A 26,978-nucleotide genomic window follows, 5' to 3' on the forward strand; every position below is an offset into this window, starting at 1 on the left:
ACCGCATTGAGCCGGGCAGGGTCGACAGTGAGCCCGCCCTCAGTGCGGGACGTCGGCGGCACCGTCGGCCGCCCGCCGCCACTTCGCGGCCCACTCTGCCCGCCGGTGCTCGGCCGGTAGCGCATCGACGGCGGCCTGGACCTCTTCCCGCGCCCGCTCGGCCTGGCCCAGCGAGCGCAGCACCCTGGATCGCTGTAGCCCGTAGAACCCCGGGGTGTACCAGTACCCCGCGTCCGGCTTCTCTTTGTCCTCGGCCGCTTCCGCTGCCTTATCAGCGACCACAAGGACCCGCTGAGCTTCGCGGGGTTCTCCTGTCACAGCGTGGAGCCGAGCCCGCTGGTAGCACTCATAGACCTCGATCAGCGGATGGATCCCCGGCACCGCGAGGACCGCTTCCGACAGAGCAGCCGCCTCGGTGTACCGGCCGGACTCGGCGTGCACGTACGCCGTGAAGCTGAGCCCGTGCGCCAAGCGGTCCGGGTCGCCGCAATGTCGCGCCAACTCCACGGCCTTGCCGAGACTGCGCCGTGAGGCGGCCCCCGCTCCGGTCGCGTGTTCCAGCCACCCCCGGTACTGGTCTATTTCGGACGCCATCGACGCGGCGGCGGTCCCGGTGCCCGAGCGGGCCTCGTCGGCGAACGTCTCGGCCATCAACGCCATGCCCTTGACCGCCGGGAGCACCGCGACCGGGCCGGTAGCGTCCTCGATCCGGCGCGTTGCCGAGAGCATCACGGCCACGTCGGACAAGGCACTGGTGTCCACGTTCGCGGCGGATCTCGCGACGGTGGTCAACCGCTCCAGGTCCGACCCCAACGCCGTTTCATAGGCCGCCACCACAGCGGTCGGAACGGCGCGCTTACCGGACTCGATCAGTGATAGGTAGGACGCGCTGTAATGCGTCCGCCGGGCCATTTCCCGCAGCGCCATACCGGCCGCCTCACGGGCGGCCCGGAGAAGCGATCCCGGTTCCATGGGTTCCTTTCGGCGACGGCCGACAGCAAACACCTGTCAACAGCGTAGGCATATGCGCGCGTCATCGGCCCACATAGCGTCGAATTCGGCCCCGCCGCCGGGTGTTCGAGTCCCCGGTGGTGGGCGCACACCACCGACCGAGGGGACACAGGGACAGGGGCACCCGATGCGCAAACGGCCGACCGCACTCGGATACATAGATCTGGACATCAGTACTTCGCCGGCGTGGGACCGGGCACAGGTCCAACGTCTGGCGCGCCATCTCGGCTACCTGGTGATCTGGCCGGACGTAGCATCGGTGCTCTCACTGTTCGACCAGGTGCACGCCGCTGACGTGGACGCGGTTGTCATGCCCGGCCCACACCACCTCGGCCCGCTGGAACTGAATCGGGTGATGGATGTCGCCGACGTCGAAACGGTCCTGCCACGCTTGTCGTTCGCCCGGTGGTCGACCGTGGGGGCCGGGCGTTGATAACGCTCGGCCTGGTGGTGGCGGCCGCCCTCCCGCTGGCGGTGCTGGTGGCGGCCATTGCCCTGCCCGTCCCCGGCGATCGAACCGGTGAGCGAGATAGCCCAGCCGCCAATAGTTTTCGAAGCGATAGACGAACAAATTGCTGATTTCAGTTCGACTGTGCGGCGGTGGTCGTTGGTTCGATGTCGTGGCGTTTGACGAACAGAATGATCGCGAGAACCGGGTAGACCAGGATCGGCAGGAGTGTTCCGACGTAGGACTTCTGCTCGACGAGGATCGCGGTTCCGCTCAGCAGCGAGAAGTCGAAGAGGCCGTGGATGGTCGAGTTGACAGCGTTGCTGCGACTGACCCGGCGGATCAGATAGAAGAAGTATCCGGCCAGGCTGACCATGATCGCCTGCGGCAGTGCGGAGATGCCGTGCCCGACAACATTGGACAGGTGTACCGCGCCGAATACGACGCTCGACCACAACGCGACCCGGCCCTCGGTCAGACCGTGCCGACGTAGTGTCGTGACCCCGATGCCGCGAAACATGCCCTCCTCGCCCCAGCCGACCAGCTGTGTCGCGATCAGCAGGACCACTATGTAGACCCAGCCCTTCTCGGCCAGCGCGCTGTAGTCGATGCCGAGTGCGATCGCGATGATGAACACGATCGGCACCACGCGCACCCATGTCTGGGTCGGCCGGTCATCACGTAGCACCGGGCGCAGCCATCCCAGGTAGGCGGCGACGACGTAGGTGAATGCCAGTGCCACGGCGAGCGGGATGATCATGCCGAAGAAGACCGCCCGGGGGGTCAGGAAGTTGTCCTCGCCACTGATTCTTCCTAGCAGCAGCCCGCCACCCTGGATGATCAGGAGGTAGATGACAACCACTCCGGCGAACATCACATAGGACAAATTTCGGGGTGTGGTGCCTGCCGTCGCGGCATCTGTGGAACCCATCCAGCAAACATAGAGCTTGCATCCGCTGAGTCATGTCAGCTTGTGAATGCGTAAGCGGTCTTGCGCTCGAAGCCTCACCGCACCGCGGCTTCCGTTCAGCAATTGAATCAGAGGTCGGCCGCGCCGGCTGCTTTGTTGAACCGGCGCGGTCTCGATCACTGCAGGTTCCCGGGAAGATGCGGTGATCTGCCTCAGCCGTACCCGAGCCGATTCCGCGCAAACGGGGTATCCAGGATCCGTGCTCACGGACTTCACCGCTGGATTCTGTTCAGCAATCCGCCCGGCACCCGGCCGAGGGGTCACCCGGGTGCAATCCCAGCGGTCACACCTGCGGGACCCTGACGCACTTCCAGCAGGTGCCGATCGCGGTGATCACCGAGTGGCTTGGACACCTCGCCGGAAGCGTCGGGATAGGCGGAAACCAGCTGGTTAGAGCCGATTTCCGAGTGGAGCCGCCTAGGAGAATCGAACTCCTGACCTTTTCATTACGAGTGAAGCGCTCTACCGACTGAGCTAAGGCGGCGTGCCTTTCGGCCACGCGAGTCTATCGTCTCCCGCCCGGTTCCGCGAAAACGGGTGGTCAGGAGGATTGCGCGATGAGAGTCGCGGCCATCGCGGCCAGCGCGAAACGCGGCTTGACGTTGCGGTCGAGGGCTTCGCGGCAGGCCAGGATGGCGTCGATGGAGCGGAGCAGGCCCTCGGGGCGGGCGCGGGTGGCGAGTTCGCGGGCTCGGCCGGCCATATCGGGGTGGGTCAGGGTGAGGCCGGTGTGGTCGCCGAAGGAGATGGCGAGGGCGTCGCGGTAGAGGCCGGCGATATCGAGGAGGGCGCGGTCGAGGGCGTCGCGGCCGGTCCGGGTGGCGCGGGACTTCTGGCGTTTCTCGAGTTCCTTCAGCACGCCCGCCGAACCCCGGGTGGCGGAGGCGGCGCCTTTGCCGGTGCCGCCGGCGCCGAGGGCGGTGGCGAGTTCGTCGCGTTCGCGTTCGTCGCGTTCGGCGCTGAGTTGTTTGGCTTCGTCTTCGGCGGCTTTGACCAGTTCGTCGGCGGCGACGTAGGCGTTGCCGCGGGCGACCGCCGATACCAGGTCCAGGGCGAGGCGGCGGCTGGTGCGGGCTTCCTCGTCGGTGGCGAGGCGGCGGGCGCGGCCGATATGACCGCCGGACACCGATGCCGCCCATTCGGCTGTTTCGGGATCGAGGCCGTCGTGCTCGCGCAGGACGCGGGCGATGGCGGGGGCCGAGGGGGTCACCAGGTGGACGTGCCGACAGCGGGAACGGAGGGTCACCGAGATGTCCTCGGGATCCACCGACGGTGCGCACAGCAGGAACACTGTGCGCCCCGGGGGCTCTTCGACTGCTTTCAGCAGCGCGTTTCCGGCGCCCTCGGTGAGACGGTCGGCGTCCTCGATGATGACCACCTGCCAGCGGCCGGTGCTGGGGCGGCGGGCGGCGATCTGCACGATGGCGCGCATCTCCTTGACCGAGATGCTCAGGCCCTCGGGGATCACCCGGCGGACGTCGCCGTGGGTTCCGGCCATCGTCGTGGTGCACGCGTGGCAGTGTCCGCAGCCGGGCCGGCCGGGGTCGGTGCACTGGAGTGCGGCGGCGAAGCAGAGCGCGGCCACCGAGCGGCCCGAACCGGGTGGGCCGGTGAACAGCCACGAATGCGTCATCGCGCCCTCGGCCGTCCCGGAACGCGCGGCGACGGCGGCGTTGACCAGGTCGGCCGTCACCGTCTCCTGGCCCACGAGACGATCGAAGACTCCCACGCCCGCCACCTTAATCGAGGCGCCCGGCCACACCGCGGCGCACGCTGAATGCCGTCTCGCTCCTCGCGAGGTTCGGTCGTGAACTTCGCACGGGACCCGCCTCAGCCGGCGCGCTGCGCGGTCGTGTTGGCGCCATCGAGTTCCTCGCGGATGATGTCGGCGTGGCCGCTGTGGTGAGCGATCTCGCGCAGGATGTGCAGGATGAGGAAACGCGCCGACCACCACACCCGGCCGGGCACCCAGGGATTGGCGGGAGTGGGGATGGAGGCGTCCAGATCGTCCACGGCGCGGATGAGTTCCGCGGTGTTCGCGGCGATCCGCTCCCATTCCGCGAGGAGGCCGGGGACGGTCTCGTCCGCGGCGATGAGGTATTCGTCGGCGTAGTCTTCCAGCTTCTGTTCCGCGTTCTCGTCGCGTTCGACGAGCACGGTGGTCCAGTCGCGTTCACATCGGACCAGATGGTGCAGCAGGCCGCCGAGAGTGAGTTCACTGGCGGTGGTGCGGGTGCGGGCCTGGTCCTCGCCGATACCGCGCAGCGCGATCCGGAACATCTCTCGCTGCTCGTCGAGTAGCTGGATCAGATCCTCACGTTCCCGGCTGCGGGTCATCGGCGCTCCCTTTGTATCGGACGGCAATCCCGCGTGACACTACGGCGAGGGTCCGACAGGCAGCGAACTACCGATCGCCGTTCTCGGCCGAACCGCTCGCGGACTGTTTCGCCGGGGCCTTCTTCGCGGCCGCCTTCTTGGCCGGCGCCTTCTTCGTGGCGGCCTTCGCGGTCGTCTTCTTCGCCGCCGTGGTGGTCTTCTTGGCGGTGGTCTTCTTCGCCGCGGTCTTCTTGGCGGGAGCCTTCTTGGCGGCCTTCTTCGCGGTCTTCTTCACCGGACCCCGGGCCCGCCGGTCGGCCAGCAGCTCCGAGGCGCGTTCGTCGGTGATCGACTCCACCTCGTCGCCCTTGCGGAGGCTGGCGTTGGTCTCACCGTCGGTGACATAGGGCCCGAACCGGCCGTCCTTGATCACCATCGGTTTCCCGGTGGCGGAATCATTGCCCAGTTCACGCAGCGGCGCGGCGGCCGCGGCCTGTCTACCTCTGCGTTTGGGTTCGGCATAGAGTTTGAGCGCCTCGTCCAGGGTCACCGTGAACATCTGATCCTCGGTGGCCAGCGAACGCGAATCGGTGCCCTTCTTCAGATACGGGCCGTAGCGGCCGTTCTGGGCGGTGATCTCCTCACCGGAGGCCGGATCCGTACCGACAACGCGGGGCAGGGACAGCAGTTTCAGCGCGTCCTCGAGGGTGACCGTCGCCGGGTCCATCGATTTCAGCAGCGAACCGGTGCGCGGTTTCGGACCGTTCTTCTTGGCGGTTTTCTTGGCCGCCTGATCTTCCTCCGGCTCCGGCAGGATCTCGGTGACATAGGGGCCGAAACGGCCTTCCTTGGCGACGATCTCGTGACCGGTCGCCGGATCGACACCGAGCTTGCGACCCTCCTGCGGGGTGGCGAAAAGCTTCTCCGCGATCTCCGGCGACAGTTCGTCGGGCGGCAGATCATCCGGGAGATTCGCGCGCTGCGAGGTCGGTTCGGCGTCGGGTTTATCGGGGTCGGTGACCATCCGCTCCAGGTACGGCCCGTACCGGCCGACCCGCACCACCACATCGCGGCCCGCGTCGTCGTTGAAGAGTTTGATCGAGTTGATCACACGGGCGTCGATATCGTCGAGCCGCTCCCCGACCATCTTCTTCAACCCACCGGCGCGGGCGACCGAACCCTCGGCGCCGTCGTCGCCACCGAAGTAGAAGCTGGACAACCAGTTGCCGCGCTGAGCGCGGCCGCCCGCGATGGCATCCAGATCGTCTTCCATGGCGGCGGTGAAATCGAAATCGACCAACCGGCCGAAATACTGTTCGAGCAGCCCGGTCACGGAGAAGGCGACCCACGACGGCACCAGCGCGCTACCGCGTTTGTAGATGTAACCGCGGTCGAGGATGGTCTTGATGATCGACGAATAGGTGGACGGCCGGCCGATCCCCAGCTCTTCGAGCGTTTTGATCAGCGACGCCTCGGTGTATCGGGCGGGCGGATTGGTGCTGTGCCCATCGGGGTTCAGCTCCACCGCGGTGACGCCCTCACCCTCGTCGAGCTGCGGCAGCCGGGTCTCCGCGTCGTCGGACTGGCCGCCGGCCTCCTCGTCGACGCTCTCCACATACGCCTTCAGGAAGCCCGGGAAGGTGATGGTGCGGCCGGAGGCGGAGAACACGCACTGCTCGCCGGTGCCGGCGGTGCCGGTGATGCGCAGGGTGAGGGTGGTGCCCTTCGCGTCGGCCATCTGCGAGGCCACCGTGCGCTGCCAGATCAGCTCGTAGAGGCGGAATTCGTCCTGGTCCAGGCGCGCGTGCAGCTGGCCCGGGGTGGAGAAGGTATCACCGGAGGGCCGGATCGCCTCGTGTGCTTCCTGGGCGTTCTTGACCTTCCGCGTGTACTGGCGGGCGGTCGGATGTACGTACTCGGCGCCGTAGAGCTGGGTGGCCTGGGCGCGCGCGGCATTGATCGCCGACTCCGACAGCGTGGTCGAGTCGGTACGCATATAGGTGATGTAGCCGTTCTCGTACAACCGCTGCGCCGTGCGCATGGTGCGTTCGGAGGTGAACCGCAATTTGCGGCCGGCCTCCTGCTGCAGCGTGGAGGTCATGAACGGGGCATACGGTTTGCGGGTGTAGGGCTTGGACTCCGCGGAGGTGACCACGAGGTCGGCCCCGTGCAGAGCCTCGGCCAGCCGGCGGGCGTGGGGTTCGTCGAGGACCAGCGCCCGCGAATCGGCTTTCAGCTGCCCGTTCGACCCGAAATCGCGACCGGTGGCGACGCGGGACCCGTCCACATCGACCAGGCGGGCGGAGAAGGTCCGCGGATTGGCGGAATCGGTTTCCCCGCCGGCGTCCAGTTTCGCCGCGATATCCCAGTACTCCGCCGAACGGAACGCCATCCGCTCACGTTCGCGCTGTACGACCACCCGGGTCGCCACCGACTGCACCCGGCCGGCCGACAACCGCGGCATGACCTTCTTCCACAGCACCGGACTGACCTCGTAGCCGTACAGCCGGTCCAGGATGCGGCGGGTCTCCTGGGCGTCGACCAGGTCGTTGTCGAGATCACGGGTATCGGCGGCGGCCGCCCGGATCGCGGGTTCGGTGATCTCGTGGAACACCATCCGCCGGACCGGGACCTTCGGCTTGAGGGTTTCCAGGAGATGCCAGGCGATGGCCTCGCCCTCACGGTCGGGGTCGGTGGCGAGATACAGCTCGTCGGCGTCGGCCAGCAGACCCTTGAGTTCGGTGACCTTGCCCTTCTTGTCCGGGCTGACGACGTAGATGGGTTCGAAGTCGTTGTTCACGTCGACCCCGAGCCGCGCCCAGTCCTGCCCCTTGTATTTGGCGGGCACATCGGCGGCGCCGCGCGGCAGGTCCCGGATATGACCCACCGATGCCTCGACCGTATAGTCCCGGCCCAGGTAGGGGGCTATTTTTCGGGCCTTTGTGGGGGACTCGACGATCACGAGACGACGCACGGGACGGCCCGCCTCGGCTGCGCTTCGGTCTCGTGTTGCCACCGGCGAATCCCTTTCCTTCCTCGACCCGCTGAACTCTGCTGGGGGCGCAGGACGCGGCTGGATGAACAGATGGTGACGGTGTACATCACCACCAGACACGTTTATACCTTGACGCTGCGCGTGGTCGAGCGGTTGCGACCATCGGGCGATGGCGCGTCGATGCCGTTCAGTATGCAGTGCCGGGGGGCGGCAAAGCACGCACGGTGGGTGCGGAACCTGCCCGATATCGCGATGACCGGTGCGGGTGGAGGGCAATCCGGTGCCCCTCCGCGCGTGGCGACAGGGCCCGTGGACGCGTGCGGGGCATCACCGGACCGGGTGGTCCGATGGCGGGGAGACGAGCGCCTCATCCCGGCCCGCTGCCCGGCGGGACGTGTCGGCCCAGCCGGGGTCGACGGGCGCCCGGGTACGGGGCCGGTGCTCGCGGCGGGGTACCGAGAAGCACCCGCCGCGGCTGATTTCCGGGAACGCGATCGGCGCGCGGCCGGGGCGGATCCGGAGGCGAGCCCGGAGGCGAGCCCGGAGGCGAGCCCGGAGGCGAGCCCGGAGGCGCGGCCCCGGGCGGACGCCGACTCACATCGGGAGCGCACGGCCGGAGCGGATCCGGAGGTACGCCCGGAGCGGTGGGCCGGAGCGGATCCCGAGGTACACATACTCCACATATAGTTCGTCCCTCGCTCCCGTTACGGGAGGCGAGGGACGTACTGGGAGCCTTACCCGCTCAGCTGAGCGCGCGCACTCCGGTGGCCTGGGGGCCCTTGGTGCCCTGACCAACCTCGAACTCGACCTTCTGATTTTCCTCGAGGGTACGGAAGCCCGAACCCTGGATCTCCGAATAGTGGACGAAGACGTCCGCAGAGCCGTCTTCGGGCGCGATGAAGCCGAAGCCCTTCTCCGCGTTGAACCACTTCACAGTTCCCTGTGCCATTCTGTTCCTTCTCTTTTCTTACTCGGAACGGCGGACAACTGGGTTTCGTCCACCGGGCCTGTTCCGATCGGCGGTACTCTTGACTCCCATGGGGGCCAACGTAAGCCGTTCGCAACATCGATCCTGCCAGGGTTTGGACTTTGCATCCGCCCCTCGAACACAGAAGCTTGCGACCGAGACCCAGTGAACCATGTCTCTGGGAAATTCAACAGCGGAGTTACCGACAATTTGCAAAAAAAATGATCTCGCGAATGCGGAGTTCAGGAAATCTGCCACAGAATCTGAACCTCCGGTATGTTTGCCCCCGGATAACCAGCCTCCAGGACGAGTACTCAGCTGTGACCCAGATCGCCATTCGGTATCGAAGTCGCAGGTAGCAAGGCCCGGAAGGCGATGTTTCACACTGTTCAGCGGTCCGGAAGGCACATCGGAATGACGCGGGAGAGCCCGGCGAATACGAGTTATGGGCGATCGTTGCTGAATCGTGTCCTACTGGGGAGTTCGGACTCCGATTCGCGACTGACGCATATAGCCGAGATACCGGCCCGTAAAGCAATTACCGGTTGTTGGCCCGAATGGGCGCCATCCGCGGTGGTCGACGCACTTCGGTCCGAAGGTGTCGCGGAACCCTGGAGCCATCAGGCCGAAACCGCGGAACTGGCCTTCGCCGGGCAGCATGTGGTGGTCTCGACCGGGACCGCGTCCGGAAAATCCCTGGGCTATCAGCTGCCGGTGCTCACCGCGCTGCACGACGATCCCCGCGCCACCGCCCTCTACCTCGCCCCCACCAAGGCGCTGGGAGCCGACCAACTTCGGATGGCCGGCGCGCTGACCAGGCACGATTCGCTCCGGAAGATCGCAGTCGCCGCGTATGACGGCGATACTCCCACCGAGATCCGGCAGTGGGTCAGAGCCGAGGCCCGGTGGTTGTTCACCAACCCCGACATGCTCCACCTGAGCCTGCTGCGGTCGCATCGCCGGTGGGCCCGGCTACTGCGCAGGCTGCGCTATGTGGTCGTCGACGAATGCCACGCCTACCGGGGCGTCTTCGGTTCCCACGTGGCACTGGTCCTGCGCCGGCTACGACGCCTGGCCGAGTATTACGGGGCCGATCCGGTGTTCGTGCTGTGCTCGGCCACGGCGGCCGATCCGGCGGCGGCGGCCTCGCGGTTGACCGGCACGGACTGTGTCGCGGTGACCACGGACGGCTCACCCCGCGGTTCGCGCACCGTGGCGTTCTGGGAGCCGCCCCTGCTCACCTCGATAACCGGAGAGAACGGCGCACCGGTCCGATTGGGCGCCACCACCGAGGCCGCGCGGATCACCGCGGACCTGGTGTCGGAGGGTGCGCGGACCCTGACTTTCGCCAGGTCACGGCGGGCCGCGGAGTTGATAGCGATCCACACCCGGCAACGGCTCGCGGAGGTCGATCCCGCCCTGCCGGACCGGGTGGCCGCCTACCGCGGCGGTTATCTCCCCGAAGACCGGCGGGCGCTGGAAGCCGGGATATCGGACGGGTCGATCCTGGCGGCGGCCACGACCAACGCGCTGGAACTGGGGGTCGATATCGCCGGTCTGGACGCCGTGGTGCTCGCCGGTTTCCCCGGAACGGTCGCCTCCTTCCGGCAGCAGGTGGGCCGGGCCGGACGCCGGACCCAGGGCGCGCTGGCCCTGCTGGTAGCTCGTGACGACCCGCTCGACACCTATCTCGTCCATCATCCCGAAGCGCTGCTGGATCGGCCGGTGGAGGCCACCATCATCGACCCGTCGAACCCGTATGTCCTCGGACCGCAACTGCTGTGCGCGGCTATGGAGCTGCCGATCTCCGACCTGGAGGCGGAGCGGCTCGGCGCCCGCCGAGTTCTCACCGAACTTGCAGGTCTGGGCCAGATTCGGCGACGGGAAACCGAGAGCGGGCACCGATGGTTCTTCACCGGCGCCGAACCGCCCCACGATTCCGTGGACGTCCGCGGCGGCATCGGTACCCAGGTCGCGATCGTGGTCGCCGACACGGGCCGGCTGCTCGGCACCACCGATGCCGGCCGCGCCCCGGCGACTCTGCACGAGGGCGCCGTTCACCTACATCAGGGCGAGAGCTACGTGGTCGAGGTACTGGATCTGGAGGCCGGTGTGGCCCTGGTCCACGCGGAGAGTCCGGGGTGGACCACCAGCGCGCGCCAGGTCACTTCCCTGACCGTGGAATCGGTGCGCGACAGCGCGGCATCCGGCCAGGTCATGGCAGCATTTGCCGAGGTTACGGTGCGGAGCCAGGTGGTGGGCTACCTGCGCACCCTGGCGACCGGCGAAGTACTGGATCTCGTCGAACTCGACCTCCCCCCGCAGACCCTGCCCACCTCGGCCGTCCTCTATACGGTGACCCCGGAACTGCTGGACCGCGCCGGTATCGCACCCGCAGATATCCCGGGCGCACTGCACGCCGCCGAACATGCGGCAATCGGCCTGTTGCCCCTGGTCGCCACGTGTGACCGATGGGATATCGGCGGCGTATCCACCGATCTCCATCCCGATACCGGCCTGCCCACCGTCTTCGTCTACGACGGTCAGGCCGGCGGCGCCGGCTTCGCCGAACGCGGCTACGCGCTGCTGGACCGCTGGCTGAGCGCCACGCTCGCCGCGATCAAGTCCTGCGTCTGCCGCACCGGATGCCCCTCCTGCGTGCAGTCGCCCAAATGCGGAAACGGCAACGAACCTCTCGATAAGGCGGGAGCCATGAGATTGTTGACCGCGGTTCTCACCGAGCTCACCGGCTCCCGGCCCCGAGACCATGATCATCGGCGCGAAACCACTGTTCAGGAGGCTTTCCCCCGTACGGCCCCCGCGGATGACACGGCTCCCGGACGGCCGATTTAAGAGGAAGTTGATCATGTTAACCGGGCGATAGCCCCGAAACCGCCCGGTAGCTTTTCGACACGCCCCCCGAACAATTCCCACGACTACCCGGAGAATGGGTAACGGGATATTAATTGCCGCCACTAAGTGATATCGATATTCGGCGTTAACAAAATTCATCGAACTCCGATTACGACCTCTTCTTTCACCGGCCCGGCCCGGGCAACCGCTCGTATACTCCGCTCTCCGAACGGACCCACCGGTACTTTTTGTTCGGCCGAGATCAAGACATCCCAACCGGATACCGCGCATCGTTCGACCCTCACATTCATCCGACGTCCCAGGGATTCGGCGGCAGCACATCCGGCGTCCGCTCCGGAACGCAATTCACCCGCGGCGGCCAGTGCCGCGAGGTCGGCGGCCGCCTGTACCCGGTGCCGTGCCACGACCACCGCGCCGACCTGCACCACGAGCACGGTCAGCACGATGAGCGCCGCCAGCCCACAGCACGCCGTGACGGTCACCGACCCTTCCTCGCCCCGTCGACGTCCGGACGAGGGCCGACGACGGATCGGCCGCCGGGGCCCGGCCGCCGCCGTCACGACCCCACACCCGGTTCGAGCGTCGCGACCGCCTCGGCGCGCAACTCGAGCACCGGCAGCAGCGGGGTGTCGGCGGAAACAACCGCCACCACCCGTTCACCCTCGTAGCGCAGCGAGATATCCGCACCGTCCGGCGCCACCCGGCGGGCGGCGGGTTCCGCCCCGGCCCGATCACCACGCGCAGCGAGGCGCGCCGCTTCCCGCGCCGCGTCGACACACCGCACCTGGGTGACGGCCGCGAATACCGCGCCCACGCATAGCGCGACGGCGGCGGCGAGCGCGCCGAGCGCAATGGCCGCCTCGACGGTGACAGCGCCGCCGTCCGCGCGCAGCGCCGCCACCCGCCCGGGCCCGGACGCCGGAACGCGCTCTGCCACTGTCCCGGCCGCCGCCGCACCCGGGCCGACCGCCACACCGGGCCCGCCCGGGCCCGGCTCGGGCGCCCCACCGCGCCCGACCGCGGACCCGGCGGGGTGCGATGACATCAGACGCTGGTGTTCAGTGCCTTGTCGATGATGCCGGTCAACGCGTCGGGGATGCTCTCGCCGGTCACCACCGTGTACAGCACCGCGCCGAAGGCGGCCGCGGCGATGGTTCCGATGGCGTATTCGACCGTGCTCATCCCCTCGTCCGCCACGATCAGCCGAAGTACCCGGGCGTTCGTCTCCCGCCGGGCCGATCGGATCCCCTGCAGCGCCCACCGCGCGGTTTTCGCTCTCCGCACCTGTCTCCCCTTTCATTCCCGCCCGCACGGCCGATCCGTACGGACACATCTCGCCGGCCCCTTCGCACTCCGCCCTCACCCGAGCACCCCACCGAGGACCCCGCCGGCCAGGCCGATGATCACCGGGACGATGCCCAGACAGATGAAGGCCGGGAGGAAGCACAAACCCAGCGGTCCGCCGATGAGCACGCCGGCGCGTTCGGCCCGGGCGGTCGCCGCCTCTTCCACCCGGGCACGCCGCTCGCCGGCCAGTTCTCCGACCGCGGCGGCCAGGGACGAGCCCGATCTCGCCGATCGCCGGGCCAGCCGGGCCAGTGATACGAAGTCCGAATCCGCGGCCGGATCCGGATCGGCCGAACTCCACGCTGTGGCCGGGTCGGCTCCCATCGCCAGCAGATCGGCGACCCGGCGCAGCGGTGGGCCGAGCGCGGCAGGTGCGGTGGGAACCACGGCCCGTACCGCGGAGGCCGTCGGCAGTCCGGCCCGGAGGCAGGCGGCCAGGAGATCGAAGAGGGTCGCGATCGCCACCGGATCGGACTGCGCGGAGCCTTTTCGCGCCGTCGCACGGCCGGCCCACCGCTCGGTCCGGAGCCGTATCAGGACCGGCGGGCGGGGTGGCAGGAGCAGAATCGCTGCCGCCAGTGCGGAATACGCCCAGGCCGCGCCTGTCATCTCGGCACCACCCGGCGGGTGATCTCATCGGCCCACAGCAATCCGGCGCAGGCCAGGCCGGTGCCCAGCGGTAGCAGATAGGTGCCCGGCGAGGAGAACAACAGCACCCGCAGTGGGTTCGCGCCCATCATCTGCCCCAACCCGATACCCAGCACCGGCAGCACCGCCAGGATCGCCGCGGTGGCGCGGGCGCCCGCGAGCGCGGCGTCGGTGCGGCTACGAAACGCGATCCGGGCCGAGAGGTCGGCGCGCGTGGCCGCGAGCAATTCGGCCAATGCCAGGCCGTGGCGTTCGGCGACCCGCCAGGCGTCCGCGACGCGGACGAGTTCGGGGCCGATCACCGAGTCCGGGCGCAAGAGGCCTTCGGCGCCGGAACCACCCAACCGGCTGCGGGCCGCGCCGACCGCGAAGGCAGATGCCGCGACACCTGCGGTTTCCCGGGCGGCGACCGCGGCCGCCGCGCCGGGGTGCGCACCTACGCGCAGTTCCGCGATCACGGCCTCCAACCCGTCGAGCAGATTCCCGCACTCCGCCCGGTGCACCCGTGCCGCGCGGGCTCGGCGGACCCGCGTGGTGACCGTGGCCGCCACCAGTAGTGCGGCCATGAGGCTTCCGCTGCCGAGACCGAACGCCGCCACGCAGCCGAGGGCCGCCGCGGCACGCGCCGGCCAGTGCAGGGGAAACCGCCGCGTGGGCCGCGCGGTGAATATCGACGCGAAGCGCCTCCTCCCCGCCGCGGTGGGCATCGCGAGGAGAGCTACCGCGACCAGTACGAGCGCGAGCACCGTCCCGCCACCGGAGTGCGCGCTGTTCACCGGCCGGACCTTTCTTCGATCAAGGCTTCCAGCCGGGCCGCCGCGGGTGCGTCGCCCGCTGGCTGCCACGCGGGCAGTATCTCCACCCGCCCGCCCGTATTTCGCTTGACCACACCGATTTCCCGCAACTGCCGGGTTCCGTTCCCGAGCCGGCACACATGCAGTACGACCTGCACCGCGGCGGCCAGCTGACTGTGTAGCGCGGCTCGATCCAGACCGCCCAGACCGGCGAGCGCCTCGAGCCGGGCGGGCACCTCACGCGGCGAGTTGGCGTGAACAGTGCCCGCACCACCGTCGTGGCCGGTATTGAGGGCGGTCAGCAGATCCACCACCTCGGCGCCACGAACCTCACCGACCACGATGCGGTCCGGGCGCATCCGCAGCGCCTGGCGCACCAGGTCGCGCAGCGTGATCTCGCCTGCCCCTTCGATATTGGCGGGACGGGCCACCAGCCTGACCACATGTGGATGCGGCGGCGCCAGTTCCGCGGCGTCCTCGACGCAGATGATGCGTTCGCCGTGATCGACCTCGGCGAGCAGCGCGGACAGCAGTGTCGTCTTGCCGGCCCCGGTACCGCCGACCACCAGGAAGGCAAGCCGCGCCCGGATGATCCGCCGCAGCAGGACTTCCGCCTCGGGAGGGATGGTTCCGGCGCGGGCCAGTACATCCAGACTCTGTGTCGCGGGACGCAGGACCCGCAGTGACAGGCAGGTGCCGCCGCGGGCGATCGGCGCCAGCACGGCGTGCAGCCGGACACCGAAATGCTCCCCCAGCACCAGTTCCCGGCCGGACAGCTGCCCGTCCACCCAGGGCTGTGCGTCATCGATCCGGCGACCGGCCGAAAGGGCGAGGCGTTGCGCGAGGCGCCGGACGGCGGCCTCATCGGGAAAGGTGATCGAAGTCCGCTGGACCCCGCGTCCACGATCGACCCAGACTTCATCCGGGGCGGTGACCAGGACGTCGGCCACCAGTGGATCCTGGAGCAGGGGTTCGAGGACACCGGCGCCGGTGAGCTCGGTCTGCAGCATGCGCAACGTGCGCAGCAGGTCGGTATCGCCCAGCATCCCACCGGCTTCGGCCCGGATGGCCGCCGCGACCCGGGACGGATCCGGTTCGGCGGATTCTCCCGCCAAGCGTTCCCGTACGCGATCCAGTAGTTCGGCCGAGACCGCCGCGGGGTGGTGCGGGCCGCCGGTCATCCGGCTTTCCGCTCGCCCGGCGGGCTCAGCACCGCGAGCACCGCGTCGCAGGCGTCGCGCAGCGGACCGCGCCGGAGCCGCAGCCCGCCGCGCTCCAGTCGCGCCGCCAATCCGGGTTGCGCCCGGACCGCGGCCAGCAGCGGCAGCTCCAGTACCGTCGCGATCTCGTAACCGCGCAGGTTCCCGGGCGCGGGGCCCCGGACGACCAGACCCTGGTTCGGGTTACGCCCCGCGATCCATCGCGCGACCGATTCGGCCGCCGCGACCGCGCGCAACCGCGCCGGTACCACGAGCACCACGAGGTCGGCGGCGTCGAGGAGGCGATCGATATGCGGGCCGCGCGCGCTGGAGATATCGCAGACGACGAGATCCCCGGCGCGCCGGGCGGCTTCGACCACCGCATGCGCCGCGGCCGCCCCGATCGCGCCTGTCCGGCCGGTCCCCCGGCCGCAGGAGAGCACCGACAATCCGGCCCCGGTGCCGGGTAGCGCGTCGTGTAGTTCGGCGGCGGCGACCCGGCCGTCGTCGACGGTCAGATCGGGCCAGCGCAGACCGGGCAGTCCCTCGATACCGAGCAGCAGGTCCAGCCCGCCACCGTGTGGCACGCCGTCCACCAGCACGGTGTGCGGCCGGAAGCCCGCGGTCGCCGAACGCAGGGCTGTGGCCGCCGCCAGTGTGGATGCGCCGGCTCCGCCCCCACACCCCGCCACGGCGACGACGACCCCGCCCTCGGCATGCTGCCCGGCGTATTCGGCGAACTTCTCGATGAGCTCCTCCGCGGCGCCCGGGAGCTCGACCACCCGCTCGGCGCCGATCACCGCGGCCGCCTGCCAATCGGCCAGCCCGGGTGTGCCATCGGTGACGGTGACCACTCCGTTGCGCCGGGGCGGGCCGGTGGCGGCGCACTCCGCCGCCGCTTCGGTATCGAGCACGATGAGCGGCGCCACCGCCCACGCGTGCCGGCCGGCGGGCGGTTCGTATTCGTCGAGGCGGCGACCGGCCGCGGCCGCCACGCGCCGTACCTCCTCGCGGAGCCGGCCGTCCCGGATGAGCACCAGCACGGCGGGGGCGCCGGGATGGGCGGTGGTGGATTCGTGGTCCATACGGCCAGCGTGGTCGAGAACCACCGGTCGAAATGCACCGCGTAGACGATTGTGGACAACTCGCGGGTTGTGGAAAAAAGAAAGCCCGGGACCGGCCCACCCTGTCCGGAACTCAACTGTCCGGAAATAGAGGACGGCCCCAGCCGGGGGGGGAGGAGGCTGGGGCCGTCGGGGTTCAGCCCCGGGGGGTCGGGCTGAACGCGCCTGGAACATGTCCAGGTGACAGCAATACTACACCCAACCGAGGACGGGAACGCAAGCCTCACGTCAAAGAAGTTCCACAGCTCACGTACGCCCCGAACGAACAGCCGAAACCACAGGTCAGCTCCGCCCGGACGAGAGCGGGGTGACGACACGCCACGCGAGAATGCCTATTCTGGACCGGTGACTGGCTCCGGCAAAACGACACCACTCACCGGCGATCGGCACCGCGAGAACGGCCGCGTCGCCGCGTTCTTCGACCTGGACAAGACGGTGATAGCCAGGTCGAGCACCTTCGTATTCAGCAAACCGTTCTTCGATCAAGGACTGATAAACCGGCGCGCTGTTCTGGAGAGCAGCTACGCGCATTTCATGTTCCTGCTCTCGGGCGCCGACCACGATCAGATGGAGCGGATGCGCGCCCATCTCACCGCCTTGTGCGCCGGCTGGGATGTCGCCCAGATCCGGTCGATCGTCGCCGAGACGCTGCACGAACTCGTGGATCCGCTGATCTACGCCGAGGCGGTCGATCTGATCGCCGATCACCGCATCCGTGGCCACGATGTGGTCATCGTCTCGGCCTCCGGCGAGGAGGTCGTGGCCCCTATCGCCGAGGCGCTGGGCGCCACCCATACCGCCGCGACCCGGATGGAGGTCGTGGACGGGAAATACACCGGTGCGGTCGATTTCTACTGCTACGGCGAGGGCAAGGTCACCGCCATCGAGAAACTCTCGGCCGCAGAGGGTTACGACCTCTCGCGGAGCTACGCGTATTCCGATTCGATCACCGATCTGCCCATGCTGTCGGCGGTGGGACACCCGACCGCGGTGAACCCCGACCGCGCGTTGCGGCGGGAGGCCACGGCCCGCGGCTGGGCGGTTCTGAGCTTCTCCAACCCGGTCTCGCTGTGGTCACGCTTTCCGGCGCCGTCGAAGACGGTGGCCGCCGGTATCGCGGTCGGACTGAGTGCGCTGGCCGCGGGCATGGTGAGTTACCGGCTACTCCGCCGCCGGTGAACACCCCGACGACCTGGTCTTATAGCACATACCTCCCGGGAGTGCCGGGCGTTCGCGAATGTCGAGTTATGTCACTGGAAGCCTTGATGTGAACGCGCTCACAGTGTAGAAATGGAGACACGGAAGGACGGAAGGCCAAGGCGCAGCCGGAAGAGAAGGCCCAGTCTCCCGACCATCCTTCCCAGCACGGACGCCAGGCACCCACGCGGAGCTCGCCGCGACAAGGGCAGAAGCGTTGTGGGCCTGCGAAATCCGGTCCGCTGCCGGCGATGGCCTCGCATAGCTGCGGGGATGAGCTGCTGCGGAGCCCGGAGGAACGCCGAGGCCGGAGAACACAACCCCAATCAGCACGCATGGTAACCGGGTGTTCCGTGCTAGCGGGCGGCGAGGTCGACAGACCACGCCGCCCGCTTTGATGTGCGGAACAGGTTCGCCGGCCGTGGGAGCCACCGGTCGTCAGCCCGGCGCCGAGTCCGCGATGGATGTCGCTTCACGAGCGCCGTCTTCGAGTGCGCCGCAACAGAAGATCACCCAGCCACCCACTCCGTCGGCGGTCCCGCTACCGAAGCCGGCCGCGGCGTCCAGATAGGCCTGCCGACGTCGCATCCAGAACACCTCCGGTACCCCCAGCGCCCGCAGGTCCAGGCCACTGGACACCGTGACCAGTCGCGACGCGGCACGGGCGACCACTCCGTCGGCCGACCCGAACGGTTTCAAGGTCAGCAACTCGCCGTGCACCACCGCGGCCGTGACCGGGGCGGGCACCGAGGTGGCCAGCAGGGTCTGCGACAGCACATCGAGCCGCTGCGCCACCCCCTCGTCCACGCGTGGCCGGCCCAGTCCGGTTTCGTCGGCGACCAGATCCGCGGCGGCCAGCAGATGCAGTCGCGCCAATGCCTGCAGCGGCGCCCGCTGCCATACTCCGACCATATTGCGCAGCGCGTCCCCGTCCAGCGCCTGGCCTACCCGCAGCGCCCCCGCCAGGATGGGGTCGGCGGGCTCCCCTTCGGCGGGCATGGTCGTCCCGCCGCCCTCCAGCGCGGCGGAGGAACGGGCGGCCCGCACCGAGGCCTCGGCGGCGGTGGTGGCCCACCCACGCCGGTTGGCGCGATGCCGGTGTACCTCGGCCAGCGCGTCGCGGGCCTTGTCGGCGGCGGCCCGGACACCGGGCAGGTCGGTGAGAGGCGCGAGCGGATCGGTCACGAGTTAGCAGGCTACTGCGAAGGGCCGCGGGCCCCGGCGGACCGGTCCCCCGATCACGCCACGGGCAGGTCGCGGCCGGGGATGGCGGCGAGCAGCCGGCGGGTGTACTCCTCGCGCGGGGATTCGAAGATCTCCGTGGTCGGCGCGGCCTCGACGATCCGCCCGTTGTGCATCACCAGCACGTCGTCGGCGATCTGCCGCACCACCGCGAGATCGTGGGTGATGAACAGATAGGTCAGCCCCAGTTCGTCCTGCAGCCGGGTGAGCAGATCGAGGATATTCGCCTGGACGAGCACGTCCAGGGCCGAAACCGCCTCGTCACAGACCAGCAGTTCCGGTTCCAGCGCCAGCGCGCGGGCGATGGCGACCCGCTGCCGCTGCCCGCCGGAGAGTTCGCTGGGATAGCGGTCGAGCACCGCACTCGGCAGTGCCACCTGGTCCAGCAGTTCGCGCACCCGGGCCTCGCGTTCGGCACGGGTGCCGATGCCGTGGATCCGCAGTGGTTCGGCGATACAGCGGTGGATCGAGTACAGCGGGTCGAGTGAGCCGTACGGGTTCTGGAAGATCGGCTGCACCCGGGACCGGAACCGGATCTGTTCCCGGCGGCCCAGGCGGGCGATATCGGTGCCGTCGAAGAGGACCGAACCCGAGGTGGGTTCCAGCAGTCCGAGCACGAGCTGAGCGACCGTGGACTTCCCGGACCCCGATTCACCGACCAGCGCGGTGGTGCCACCGCGGCGCAGCGTGAACGAAATATCCTCGGCGGCCGTCGATTCCCGGGACCGCCACGGCGCCGAACCACGGAGGCGGTAGCGCTTGGTGAGCTTATCCGCCACCAGGATCGGCTCCTCCCCCGGCGGCTTCCGGTCCCGATCGGTGCGCCGGACCGCGGTGCGAGACGGCGCCGACTCGACGAGCCGGCGGGTGTACTCGTGCCGCGGGTCGCGCAGCAGGTCCAGGGCCGGGCCGGATTCCACGATCCGGCCCCGGTACATCACCACCAGGTGTTCCGCGCGTTCGGCCGCCAGGGCGAGATCGTGGGTGATGAGCAGCATCGCCGTACCGAATTCTCCGGTGAGCTCGGCGATATGGTCGAGGATGCGGCGCTGGACCGTGACGTCCAGCGCGGAGGTCGGTTCGTCGGCGATGAGCAGGGCCGGCCGCCCGGACAGCGCCATCGCGATGAGCGCGCGCTGGCGCAGACCGCCCGACAGCTCATGCGGATACTGCCCGAGCCGGAGTTCCGGATCGGAGACTCCCGCGGCGCGCAAGACCTCGACCGACCGCTCACGAGCCTCCCGACCGCGAGCGATCCCGTTGGCGGCAAGTGTTTCCCGGAGCTGGAAGCCGATCTTGTAGACCGGATCGAGATTGGACATCGGGTCCTGTGGGACGAAGCCGACCTCGGTGCCGCGCAATCCGACCAGCCGGGACTCCGGGGCGCCCACCAGTTCCACGCCCTCGAACCGGACGCTGCCCCCGACGATCCGCCCACCCGGCGGCAGCAGGCCGAGGGCCGCGAGCGCGGTGGTCGATTTCCCGGACCCGCTCTCGCCGACCACCGCGACGGTTTCGCCGGGATACACGGACAGATCGACTCCGCGCACGGCGTCCACCCGCTGCTCCCCGGAGCCGAAAGCGATACGCAGGTCGCGGATCTCCAGCAGCGGGGTCTCGTTCTCCGTCCCGGCACTCATGGCCGCCTCCTGTTCCGGCGTGGTCACCGGGCCGCCCTGGACTTCGGGTCGATGGCGTCACCGAGCGCGTCACCGAGCATGATGAAACTGAGCACGGTCAGCGCCAGCGCGGTCGCCGGATAGAACAGGATCAGCGAGCCGCCGCGCAACTGCTGCTGGCCGGTCGCGATATCGGCGCCCCAGGAGACCTCGGTGGGTGGCAGGCCGACCCCGAGGAACGACAGTGTCGCCTCGGTGGTGATGAAAACACCCAGCCAGATGGTGGTCACCACGATCACCGGGCCCAGCGAATTCGGCAGCACATGACGCAGCAGGACGGCGAACCGCGACGCCCCCAGCGCCCGCGCCGCCGGCACGTATTCGTTGTTCTTCGCCGCGATCACCGAACCGCGGGCGATCCGCGCGGCCTGCGGCCAGGTGAAACCGGCCATGATGACGATCACCAGCCAGATGGTGCGCTGTTCGGAGAGCTGCATGAGCACGATCGCCGCCAGCATGAGCGGGATCGCGAAAACGATCTCCGCGACGCGCGAGATCACCGAATCGAGCAGGCCGCCGTAATAACCGGCCAGCGCCCCCACCGTCGCACCGATCAGCACGAACAGCGAAGCCGCGCCGACGCCGGTGAGTATCGACGCGCGCGCCCCGTAGATGGTGCGCGCGTAGACATCACAGCCCTGCAGATCGAACCCGAACCAGTGCGCCGAACTCGGCGGCAGCAGGCTGTTGTCCACCACGCAGTAGCGCGGGTCCTGATCGGTGAACAGTCCGGGGAAAGCCGCGACCAGCAGTACCAGGACGATCAGCGCCGCCGAGATCAGGAACAGCGGGTTACGCCGCAGCGCGCGCCAGGCCTGACCCCAGAACCCCCGCGGCGAACCCGCGACCCGCACCCGGTCGGTGGTCTCGACCGTCACCGCGTCCGGCGGGGCGGCCCAGCGCTGCCGGTCCGGCCGCAGCCCGCCGGCGGAGAACTCATCGGACATGACCGCACTCCTGTTCAGGCATAGCGAATCCGCGGGTCGAGCAGTGCGTAGAGCAGGTCGACGAGGAGGTTGGCGAGTAGGAACACCACGATCAGCACCGTCACGAACGAGACCACGGTCGGCGCCTCACCCCGCACCACGGCCTGATAGAGGGTGCCGCCGACGCCGGGAATATTGAAGATGCCCTCGGTCACGATGGCCCCGCCCATCAGCGCGCCCAGGTCCGCGCCGAGGAAGGTGACCACCGGTATCAGCGAGTTGCGCAGGATGTGGACCGGCACCACCCGCCGCCGCGGCAGGCCCTTCGCGGTCGCCGTACGGACATAGTCGGCGTCGCGGTTCTCGGCGACCGCGTTGCGGGTCAACCGCAGCACGTAGGCGAACGAGAGCGAAGCGAGCACCATCGCGGGCACCACCAACCGGCTCCAGCTCGCGTCGGCGCCGACCGTTACCGGCGCTATCCCCCATTCGACACCCAGCAGGTACTGGGCGAGGAAACCGATGACGAAAACCGGTACCGCGATCACTATCAGGCTCAGCACCAGCATGGTCGAATCGAAGAGCTTCCCTTTACGCAACCCGGCCAGCGCCCCGAACAGAACCCCGAACACCGCCTCGAACAGCAGCGCCAGGATCGCGAGACGGATGGTGATCGGGAAGGCCCGCGCGAGTTCGTCTTTGATCGGCCGCCCCGAGAACGACGTGCCGAGGTCGAAGGTGAAGATGCCCTTCAGGTAGTAGAAGTACTGGACCAGGAACGAGCGGTCCAGGTGGTATCGGGCGCGCAGCTGTTCCTCCAGCGCGGGCGTGAGTGTCCGGTCACCGGCGAGCGCGGCCACCGAACCACCCGACACCTTGTAGATCAGGTAGTAGACGAGCAGCGTCGCACCGAAGAACACCGGGACCATCTGCAGCAGGCGGCGCACTACATACCAGGCCATGGGGTCTCCTCGAGGTCGGGACGCGAACGGTATCCGGCCGTCATATCAATTCGAGGTTCTCGAAGTCGGCCATCCCGTTCCAGCCGAACACGACCCCGCCGACCCGCTCCGAGTATCCGGAAGAGTTCACGTAGTCGAAGATCGGGATGGTGGGCATATCGCGCAGCAGCACCGTCTGCGCCCGGGCCACCAGCTTCCACGATTCGGGTTCGGTCGGCGCCGCCTCCGCGGCGGCGATGAGCGCGTCGAATTCCGGGTTGCGGTAGCCGAAGTCGTTGGTTTCGGAGTTGCCCAGGAACGACGGTTCCAGGAACTGGAGCATGGTCGGGTAGTCGCCCTGCCATCCCGACCGGAAGGCCTTGCCGACCGTGCGCGTGGTGATCTGGTCGCGCAACTGTTTGAAGGTCGGATAGGCCGCGCCGACGGCCTCGATCCCGAGGGTGTTCTTGATACTGTTCGCGACCGCGTCCACCCAGGCCTGATGGTCGCCGTCGGCGTTGTAGGCGATCTCGAACCGGCCACTCCACGGGGAGATCTCGTCCGCCTTCGCCCACAGCCGGCGGGCCTCGTCGGGGTTGTATTCGAGCACCTCCGCGCCCGGTAGGTTCCCGTCGAAACCGGGTAGCACGCTGGAGGTGTAGTCGCGGGCCGGGGCGCGGGTGCCGCGGAAGATCTTGTCCCCGATGGCCTGCCGCTGGATCGCCATCGATATGGCGTGGCGCCGCAACCGGCCTTCCTCACCACCGAAATGCGGGAGCCCGGGCTGGGTGCCGATCCACTGATTCTTGGCGGTGGCCGCCTGCACCGCCCGGTCACCGAGATCGGCGTGCGCGACGGTGAGCGCGCTGGTGGGCAACGTATCCAGTACGTCGAGATTGCCGGCGAGCAGATCGGCGTAGGCGGCATCGAAATCGGCGTAGAAGACGAAGGTCAGGCCCTTGTTCCGGGCCGGGCGGTCGCCGGGGTACCGCTCGTTCGGCACGAGATCCAGTTTCACATCGTGCTGCCAGGCATCGGGTCCGGCGAACCGGTAGGGGCCGTTTCCGATCGGATGCTGCCCGAACGATTCCATATCCGTGAACGCCGCGGCGGGCAGCGGATAGTAGGGCGCGTAGGCGAGCCGGGTGCGGAAATCGATGGTGGGTTCGGTCAACGTGACGGTGAAGGTGAGATCGTCGAGCACCCGCAACCCCGACATGGCCTGCGCGCGTGGCGGATCGGTCTGCAGATCGTCGAAACCCACGATCGGCGCATAGGTGTAGCTCTGCAATTGCGCGTGGGTCACCAAGGCGCCGTAGTTCCACGCGTCGACGAAGGACCGGGAGGTCACCGGTGATCCGTCGGAAAACGTCCACCCGGGTTTCAGCCGGATCCGGTAGTGCTGCTGATCATCGGTTTCGATGGATTCGGCCACCTCGTCGTGCAGGCTGCCGTCCGCCGCGATCCGGCGCAGCCCCGCGAACAGCCGATCGACGATCCGGCCGCCGCCGTTCTCGTTGGTATTCGACGGGACCAGCGGATTCTGTGGTTCCGACCCGTTGACCGCGATGGAATCGCCGAGCGCCGGCGTCACGGTGCAGGCGGGCAGCACCGTCACGGCGGCCAGGATCAGCACCAGTCCCACGGCCCAGAGCGACCAGAACGCTGCCCTCACACACCCTCCCCGTGTCGTCGGTGTGCCGAGGATATCGGCACTCGGCGTGCTGCGCGCGACTTCCGCGGCCCGCACCGGATGCCGGAGTCGCCGCCGCGGCGACCGTTCGTCGGCTCCCGGCTGCCGTTCACCCCACCTCGGCTGCCTTTCATCCAGGGATTCCCGCGGCCGGACAGAGGAGCGTTTAGGGTCACAGTTGGCCCCATATGGTGCAGGTAACGCGAAGGAAGTGACTCAGATGACCGAAACCGCCGATCACCCGGACGCCTACCCGCCGAGCGCGGAGTTCGCGGCCGCGGCCAATGTGGACGCCGCTGTATACGAGCGGGCCGCGCAGGATCGCGACGGATTCTGGGCCGAGCAGGCCGATCGGTTGCACTGGCACGAGCCCTGGAACCAGGTGCTCGACTGGAGTGACGCGCCGGTGGCGAAATGGTTCGTCGGTGGCCGCCTCAATGTCGCCTACAACTGTGTGGACCGCCATGTCCTCGAAGGCCGCGGCGACAAGGTCGCCCTGCACTGGGAAGGCGAGCCCGGCGACTCCCGCACGATCACCTATTCCGATCTGCTGGCCGAGGTCGGCCGCGCCGCCAACTACCTGACCTCGCTCGGGCTGACAGCGGGCGACCGGGTCGCCATCTATATGCCGATGATCCCGGAGACCGTCGTGGCGATGCTGGCCTGCGCCCGGCTGGGTCTGCCGCATTCGCTGGTCTTCGCCGGGTTCTCCCCGACCGCGCTGCGGCAGCGGATCGACGACGCCGAAGCGCGCCTGGTCATCACCACCGACGGCCAGTGGCGGCGTGGTACCGCCGCCCCCTTGAAGGAAGCGGTCGACGAGGCGCTGTTCGCGCACGGAGACGTTCCGTCCAGCGTGGAGCACGTGCTGGTGGTGCGCCGGACCGGGACGGAGGTGGCCTGGACCGAGGGCCGGGACCTGTGGTGGCACGAAACCGTCGCCGCGGCCGATCCCGCCCACGAGGCCGAGGCCTTCGACGCCGAACACCCCCTGTTCATCCTCTACACCTCGGGCACCACCGGGAAACCGAAGGGCATCCTGCACACCAGCGGCGGATACCTGACCCAGACCAGCTACACGCATCGCGTGGTGTTCGACCACAAACCGGAGACCGATATCTACTGGTGCACCGCCGATGTCGGCTGGGTGACCGGGCACAGCTACATCGTCTACGGTCCGCTGGCCAACGGCGCCACCCAGGTGCTGTACGAGGGCACCCCGAACTTCCCCGACGAACACCGGCACTGGCAGATCATCGAGAAGTACGGCGTCACGATCTACTACACCGCGCCCACGCTGGTCCGCACCTTCATGAAATGGGGACGGCAGATCCCCGACGCCCACGACCTGTCCACGGTCCGCCTGCTCGGTTCGGTGGGCGAGCCGATCAACCCGGAGGCGTGGCGGTGGTACCGCGACGTCATCGGCGGCGGCGCCGCCCCGATCGTCGACACCTGGTGGCAGACCGAAACCGGCGCCATCATGATCTCCCCGCTGCCCGGGGTCACCGCCACCAAACCGGGCGCCGCGATGACCCCGCTGCCGGGCATTTCGGCCACCGTCGTGGACGAGGACGGCAACGAGGTACGCCACGGCGAAACCGAGGCCAACGGCTACCTGGTGCTGGACCAGCCGTGGCCGTCCATGCTGCGCGGTATCTGGGGCGATATGGACCGCTACCGGGCCACCTACTGGGAGCGTTTCGCCGCGCAGGGCTGGTACTTCGCCGGGGACGGAGCGAAGCTCGACGTCAACGGCGATCTCTGGGTGCTGGGCCGCGTCGACGATGTCATGAACGTATCCGGGCATCGGATCTCCACCGCCGAGGTGGAATCGGCCCTGGTCGGGCACGCGGGTGTCGCCGAGGCGGCGGTGGTCGGGGCCACCGACGACACCACCGGACAGGGCATCGTGGCCTTCGTGATCCTGGCCTCGGACGCCACCGACACCGGACAGGCCATGGTCGACGAACTGAAGGCCGAAGTGGCGCGCGAGATCAGCCCGATCGCGCGCCCCCGGGAAATCCATGTGGTGCCGGAGCTGCCCAAAACCCGCAGCGGCAAGATCATGCGGCGGCTGCTGCGCGATGTGGCGGAGGGCCGGGAGTTGGGTGACACCTCCACTCTGGTGGACCCGAAGGTCTTCGAGAACATCCGCGCGGGTAGCTCTGACTGACCGAACCCGCATCGGGCGCGCGTCCACGCGAATGTTCGGACCGTCCGGACGGTCGCATTCTGTGGGCGGGGGCCGCCCGGTTCGGGGGCGGTGTGCGCGCACCGGCCATAGGTCGCGGCCTTTGAGCACTTACATGATCGCGGAACCTGCTCAGGTGTTGAGCAGGGTTGCTTTTGAAGGTGGGGAGGTGACGTTGCTCGCGAAGGTGGGGCAGGTGACCTTGCTCGCCAAGGTGGGACAGGTGACCTTGCCCGCCAAGGTGGGACAGGTGACCTTGCCCGCCAAGGTGGGACAGGTGACCTTGCCCGCCAAGGTGGGACAGGTGACCTTGCCCGCCAAGGTGGGGCAGGTGACCTTGCCCGCCAAGGTGGGGCAGGTGACCTTGCCCGCCAAGGTGGGGCAGGTGACCTTGCCCGCCAAGGTGGGGCAGG

Annotated in this window: 23 protein-coding genes and 1 tRNA gene; 5 read left to right on the top strand and 19 right to left on the bottom strand. The window is 68.6% G+C overall.

Going from position 1 to position 26,978, the window contains the following annotated elements:
• Positions 1–39: 39 nt before the first annotated feature.
• Positions 40–972 (bottom strand): helix-turn-helix transcriptional regulator, encoded by a 933-nt coding sequence (locus tag AB0F41_RS23125; protein ID WP_357427053.1) that lies wholly within the window; start codon positions 970–972, stop codon positions 40–42.
• A 166-nt stretch (positions 973–1,138) separates the two neighbouring features.
• Between AB0F41_RS23125 and AB0F41_RS23130 the strand changes: the two genes are divergently transcribed.
• Positions 1,139–1,444: a hypothetical protein gene (locus AB0F41_RS23130; RefSeq protein ID WP_357427055.1), complete on the top strand. Its 306-nt coding sequence runs from the start codon at positions 1,139–1,141 to the stop codon at positions 1,442–1,444.
• A 148-nt stretch (positions 1,445–1,592) separates the two neighbouring features.
• Here AB0F41_RS23130 and AB0F41_RS23135 read toward each other — a convergent pair whose 3' ends face one another.
• The 6 genes from AB0F41_RS23135 to AB0F41_RS23160 form a co-directional block, all read right to left on the bottom strand.
• Positions 1,593–2,390: a CPBP family intramembrane glutamic endopeptidase gene (locus AB0F41_RS23135; protein ID WP_357427056.1), complete on the bottom strand. Its 798-nt coding sequence runs from the start codon at positions 2,388–2,390 to the stop codon at positions 1,593–1,595.
• 447 nt (positions 2,391–2,837) lie between these two features.
• A tRNA-Thr gene (locus AB0F41_RS23140) sits at positions 2,838–2,913 on the bottom strand.
• Between the two features lie 57 nt (positions 2,914–2,970).
• On the bottom strand, positions 2,971–4,158 hold the full coding sequence (locus AB0F41_RS23145) for a DNA polymerase III subunit delta' (protein WP_357427058.1): 1,188 nt from the start codon (positions 4,156–4,158) through the stop codon (positions 2,971–2,973).
• Between the two features lie 101 nt (positions 4,159–4,259).
• Positions 4,260–4,766 carry a DUF664 domain-containing protein gene (locus AB0F41_RS23150; protein ID WP_357427060.1) on the bottom strand — a complete coding sequence of 169 codons (507 nt, stop codon included), beginning with the start codon at positions 4,764–4,766 and terminating at the stop codon, positions 4,260–4,262.
• A gap of 67 nt (positions 4,767–4,833) precedes the next feature.
• Positions 4,834–7,761 (bottom strand): type I DNA topoisomerase, encoded by a 2,928-nt coding sequence (gene topA, locus AB0F41_RS23155; RefSeq protein WP_357427061.1) that lies wholly within the window; start codon positions 7,759–7,761, stop codon positions 4,834–4,836.
• A gap of 721 nt (positions 7,762–8,482) precedes the next feature.
• Entirely contained in the window at positions 8,483–8,689 is a 207-nt protein-coding gene (locus AB0F41_RS23160) for a cold-shock protein (RefSeq protein WP_011206895.1), read from the bottom strand.
• A 432-nt stretch (positions 8,690–9,121) separates the two neighbouring features.
• On the opposite strand from AB0F41_RS23160, the gene AB0F41_RS23165 reads away from it, so the two are divergent.
• Positions 9,122–11,560 (top strand): DEAD/DEAH box helicase, encoded by a 2,439-nt coding sequence (locus AB0F41_RS23165; RefSeq protein ID WP_357427063.1) that lies wholly within the window; start codon positions 9,122–9,124, stop codon positions 11,558–11,560.
• A gap of 155 nt (positions 11,561–11,715) precedes the next feature.
• On the opposite strand, the gene AB0F41_RS23170 is transcribed toward AB0F41_RS23165, so the two are convergent.
• From AB0F41_RS23170 to ssd, 7 genes are all read right to left on the bottom strand, one after another.
• Positions 11,716–12,063 carry an Rv3654c family TadE-like protein gene (locus AB0F41_RS23170; protein ID WP_357427065.1) on the bottom strand — a complete coding sequence of 116 codons (348 nt, stop codon included), beginning with the start codon at positions 12,061–12,063 and terminating at the stop codon, positions 11,716–11,718.
• 74 nt (positions 12,064–12,137) lie between these two features.
• Positions 12,138–12,482, bottom strand: coding sequence for a TadE family type IV pilus minor pilin (locus AB0F41_RS23175; RefSeq protein ID WP_357427091.1), 345 nt, complete (start codon positions 12,480–12,482; stop codon positions 12,138–12,140).
• Between the two features lie 143 nt (positions 12,483–12,625).
• Positions 12,626–12,826, bottom strand: coding sequence for a DUF4244 domain-containing protein (locus tag AB0F41_RS23180; protein ID WP_357427093.1), 201 nt, complete (start codon positions 12,824–12,826; stop codon positions 12,626–12,628).
• Positions 12,827–12,940: 114 nt separating this feature from the next.
• A complete protein-coding gene (locus tag AB0F41_RS23185) occupies positions 12,941–13,537 on the bottom strand; it encodes a type II secretion system F family protein (RefSeq protein WP_357427067.1) in 597 nt (198 codons plus the stop codon).
• Complete coding sequence (locus AB0F41_RS23190) at positions 13,534–14,283, bottom strand: hypothetical protein (protein ID WP_357427095.1); 750 nt, start codon at positions 14,281–14,283, stop codon at positions 13,534–13,536. Before AB0F41_RS23190 ends, AB0F41_RS23185 begins: the two co-directional genes overlap by 4 nt.
• A gap of 65 nt (positions 14,284–14,348) precedes the next feature.
• On the bottom strand, positions 14,349–15,551 hold the full coding sequence (locus tag AB0F41_RS23195) for a TadA family conjugal transfer-associated ATPase (RefSeq protein ID WP_357427069.1): 1,203 nt from the start codon (positions 15,549–15,551) through the stop codon (positions 14,349–14,351).
• Positions 15,548–16,654: a septum site-determining protein Ssd gene (gene ssd, locus AB0F41_RS23200; RefSeq protein ID WP_357427071.1), complete on the bottom strand. Its 1,107-nt coding sequence runs from the start codon at positions 16,652–16,654 to the stop codon at positions 15,548–15,550. The genes AB0F41_RS23195 and ssd overlap by 4 nt, the downstream gene beginning before the upstream one ends.
• Before the next feature lie 384 nt (positions 16,655–17,038).
• Between ssd and AB0F41_RS23205 the strand changes: the two genes are divergently transcribed.
• Entirely contained in the window at positions 17,039–17,872 is an 834-nt protein-coding gene (locus tag AB0F41_RS23205; protein ID WP_357427073.1) for an HAD-IB family hydrolase, read from the top strand.
• A 456-nt stretch (positions 17,873–18,328) separates the two neighbouring features.
• On the opposite strand, the gene AB0F41_RS23210 is transcribed toward AB0F41_RS23205, so the two are convergent.
• Genes AB0F41_RS23210 through AB0F41_RS23230 form a run of 5 tightly spaced genes read right to left on the bottom strand, consistent with a single transcriptional unit; the run spans position 18,329 to position 24,353 of the window.
• Positions 18,329–19,075, bottom strand: coding sequence for an oxidoreductase (locus AB0F41_RS23210; RefSeq protein WP_357427075.1), 747 nt, complete (start codon positions 19,073–19,075; stop codon positions 18,329–18,331).
• Positions 19,076–19,128: 53 nt separating this feature from the next.
• Entirely contained in the window at positions 19,129–20,772 is a 1,644-nt protein-coding gene (locus tag AB0F41_RS23215) for an ABC transporter ATP-binding protein (RefSeq protein ID WP_357427077.1), read from the bottom strand.
• Between the two features lie 23 nt (positions 20,773–20,795).
• Positions 20,796–21,758 carry an ABC transporter permease gene (locus AB0F41_RS23220; RefSeq protein WP_357427079.1) on the bottom strand — a complete coding sequence of 321 codons (963 nt, stop codon included), beginning with the start codon at positions 21,756–21,758 and terminating at the stop codon, positions 20,796–20,798.
• A gap of 14 nt (positions 21,759–21,772) precedes the next feature.
• The gene (locus tag AB0F41_RS23225) at positions 21,773–22,699 is read right to left on the bottom strand and encodes an ABC transporter permease (protein WP_357427081.1); all 927 of its coding nucleotides are present in this window, start codon (positions 22,697–22,699) and stop codon (positions 21,773–21,775) included.
• Positions 22,700–22,739: 40 nt separating this feature from the next.
• On the bottom strand, positions 22,740–24,353 hold the full coding sequence (locus AB0F41_RS23230; protein WP_357427083.1) for an ABC transporter substrate-binding protein: 1,614 nt from the start codon (positions 24,351–24,353) through the stop codon (positions 22,740–22,742).
• A 238-nt stretch (positions 24,354–24,591) separates the two neighbouring features.
• Here AB0F41_RS23230 and acs point away from each other — a divergent pair, with 238 nt between their 5' ends.
• Together acs and AB0F41_RS23240 are read left to right on the top strand one after the other, a co-directional pair.
• On the top strand, positions 24,592–26,547 hold the full coding sequence (acs, locus tag AB0F41_RS23235; RefSeq protein ID WP_357427085.1) for an acetate--CoA ligase: 1,956 nt from the start codon (positions 24,592–24,594) through the stop codon (positions 26,545–26,547).
• Positions 26,548–26,734: 187 nt separating this feature from the next.
• Positions 26,735–26,978 (top strand): hypothetical protein (locus AB0F41_RS23240; RefSeq protein WP_357427087.1); only part of this gene is annotated, 244 nt, incomplete at its 3' end.

This window comes from Nocardia sp. NPDC024068 (genome assembly GCF_040638875.1).
Classification (GTDB): Bacteria; Actinomycetota; Actinomycetes; order Mycobacteriales; family Mycobacteriaceae; genus Nocardia.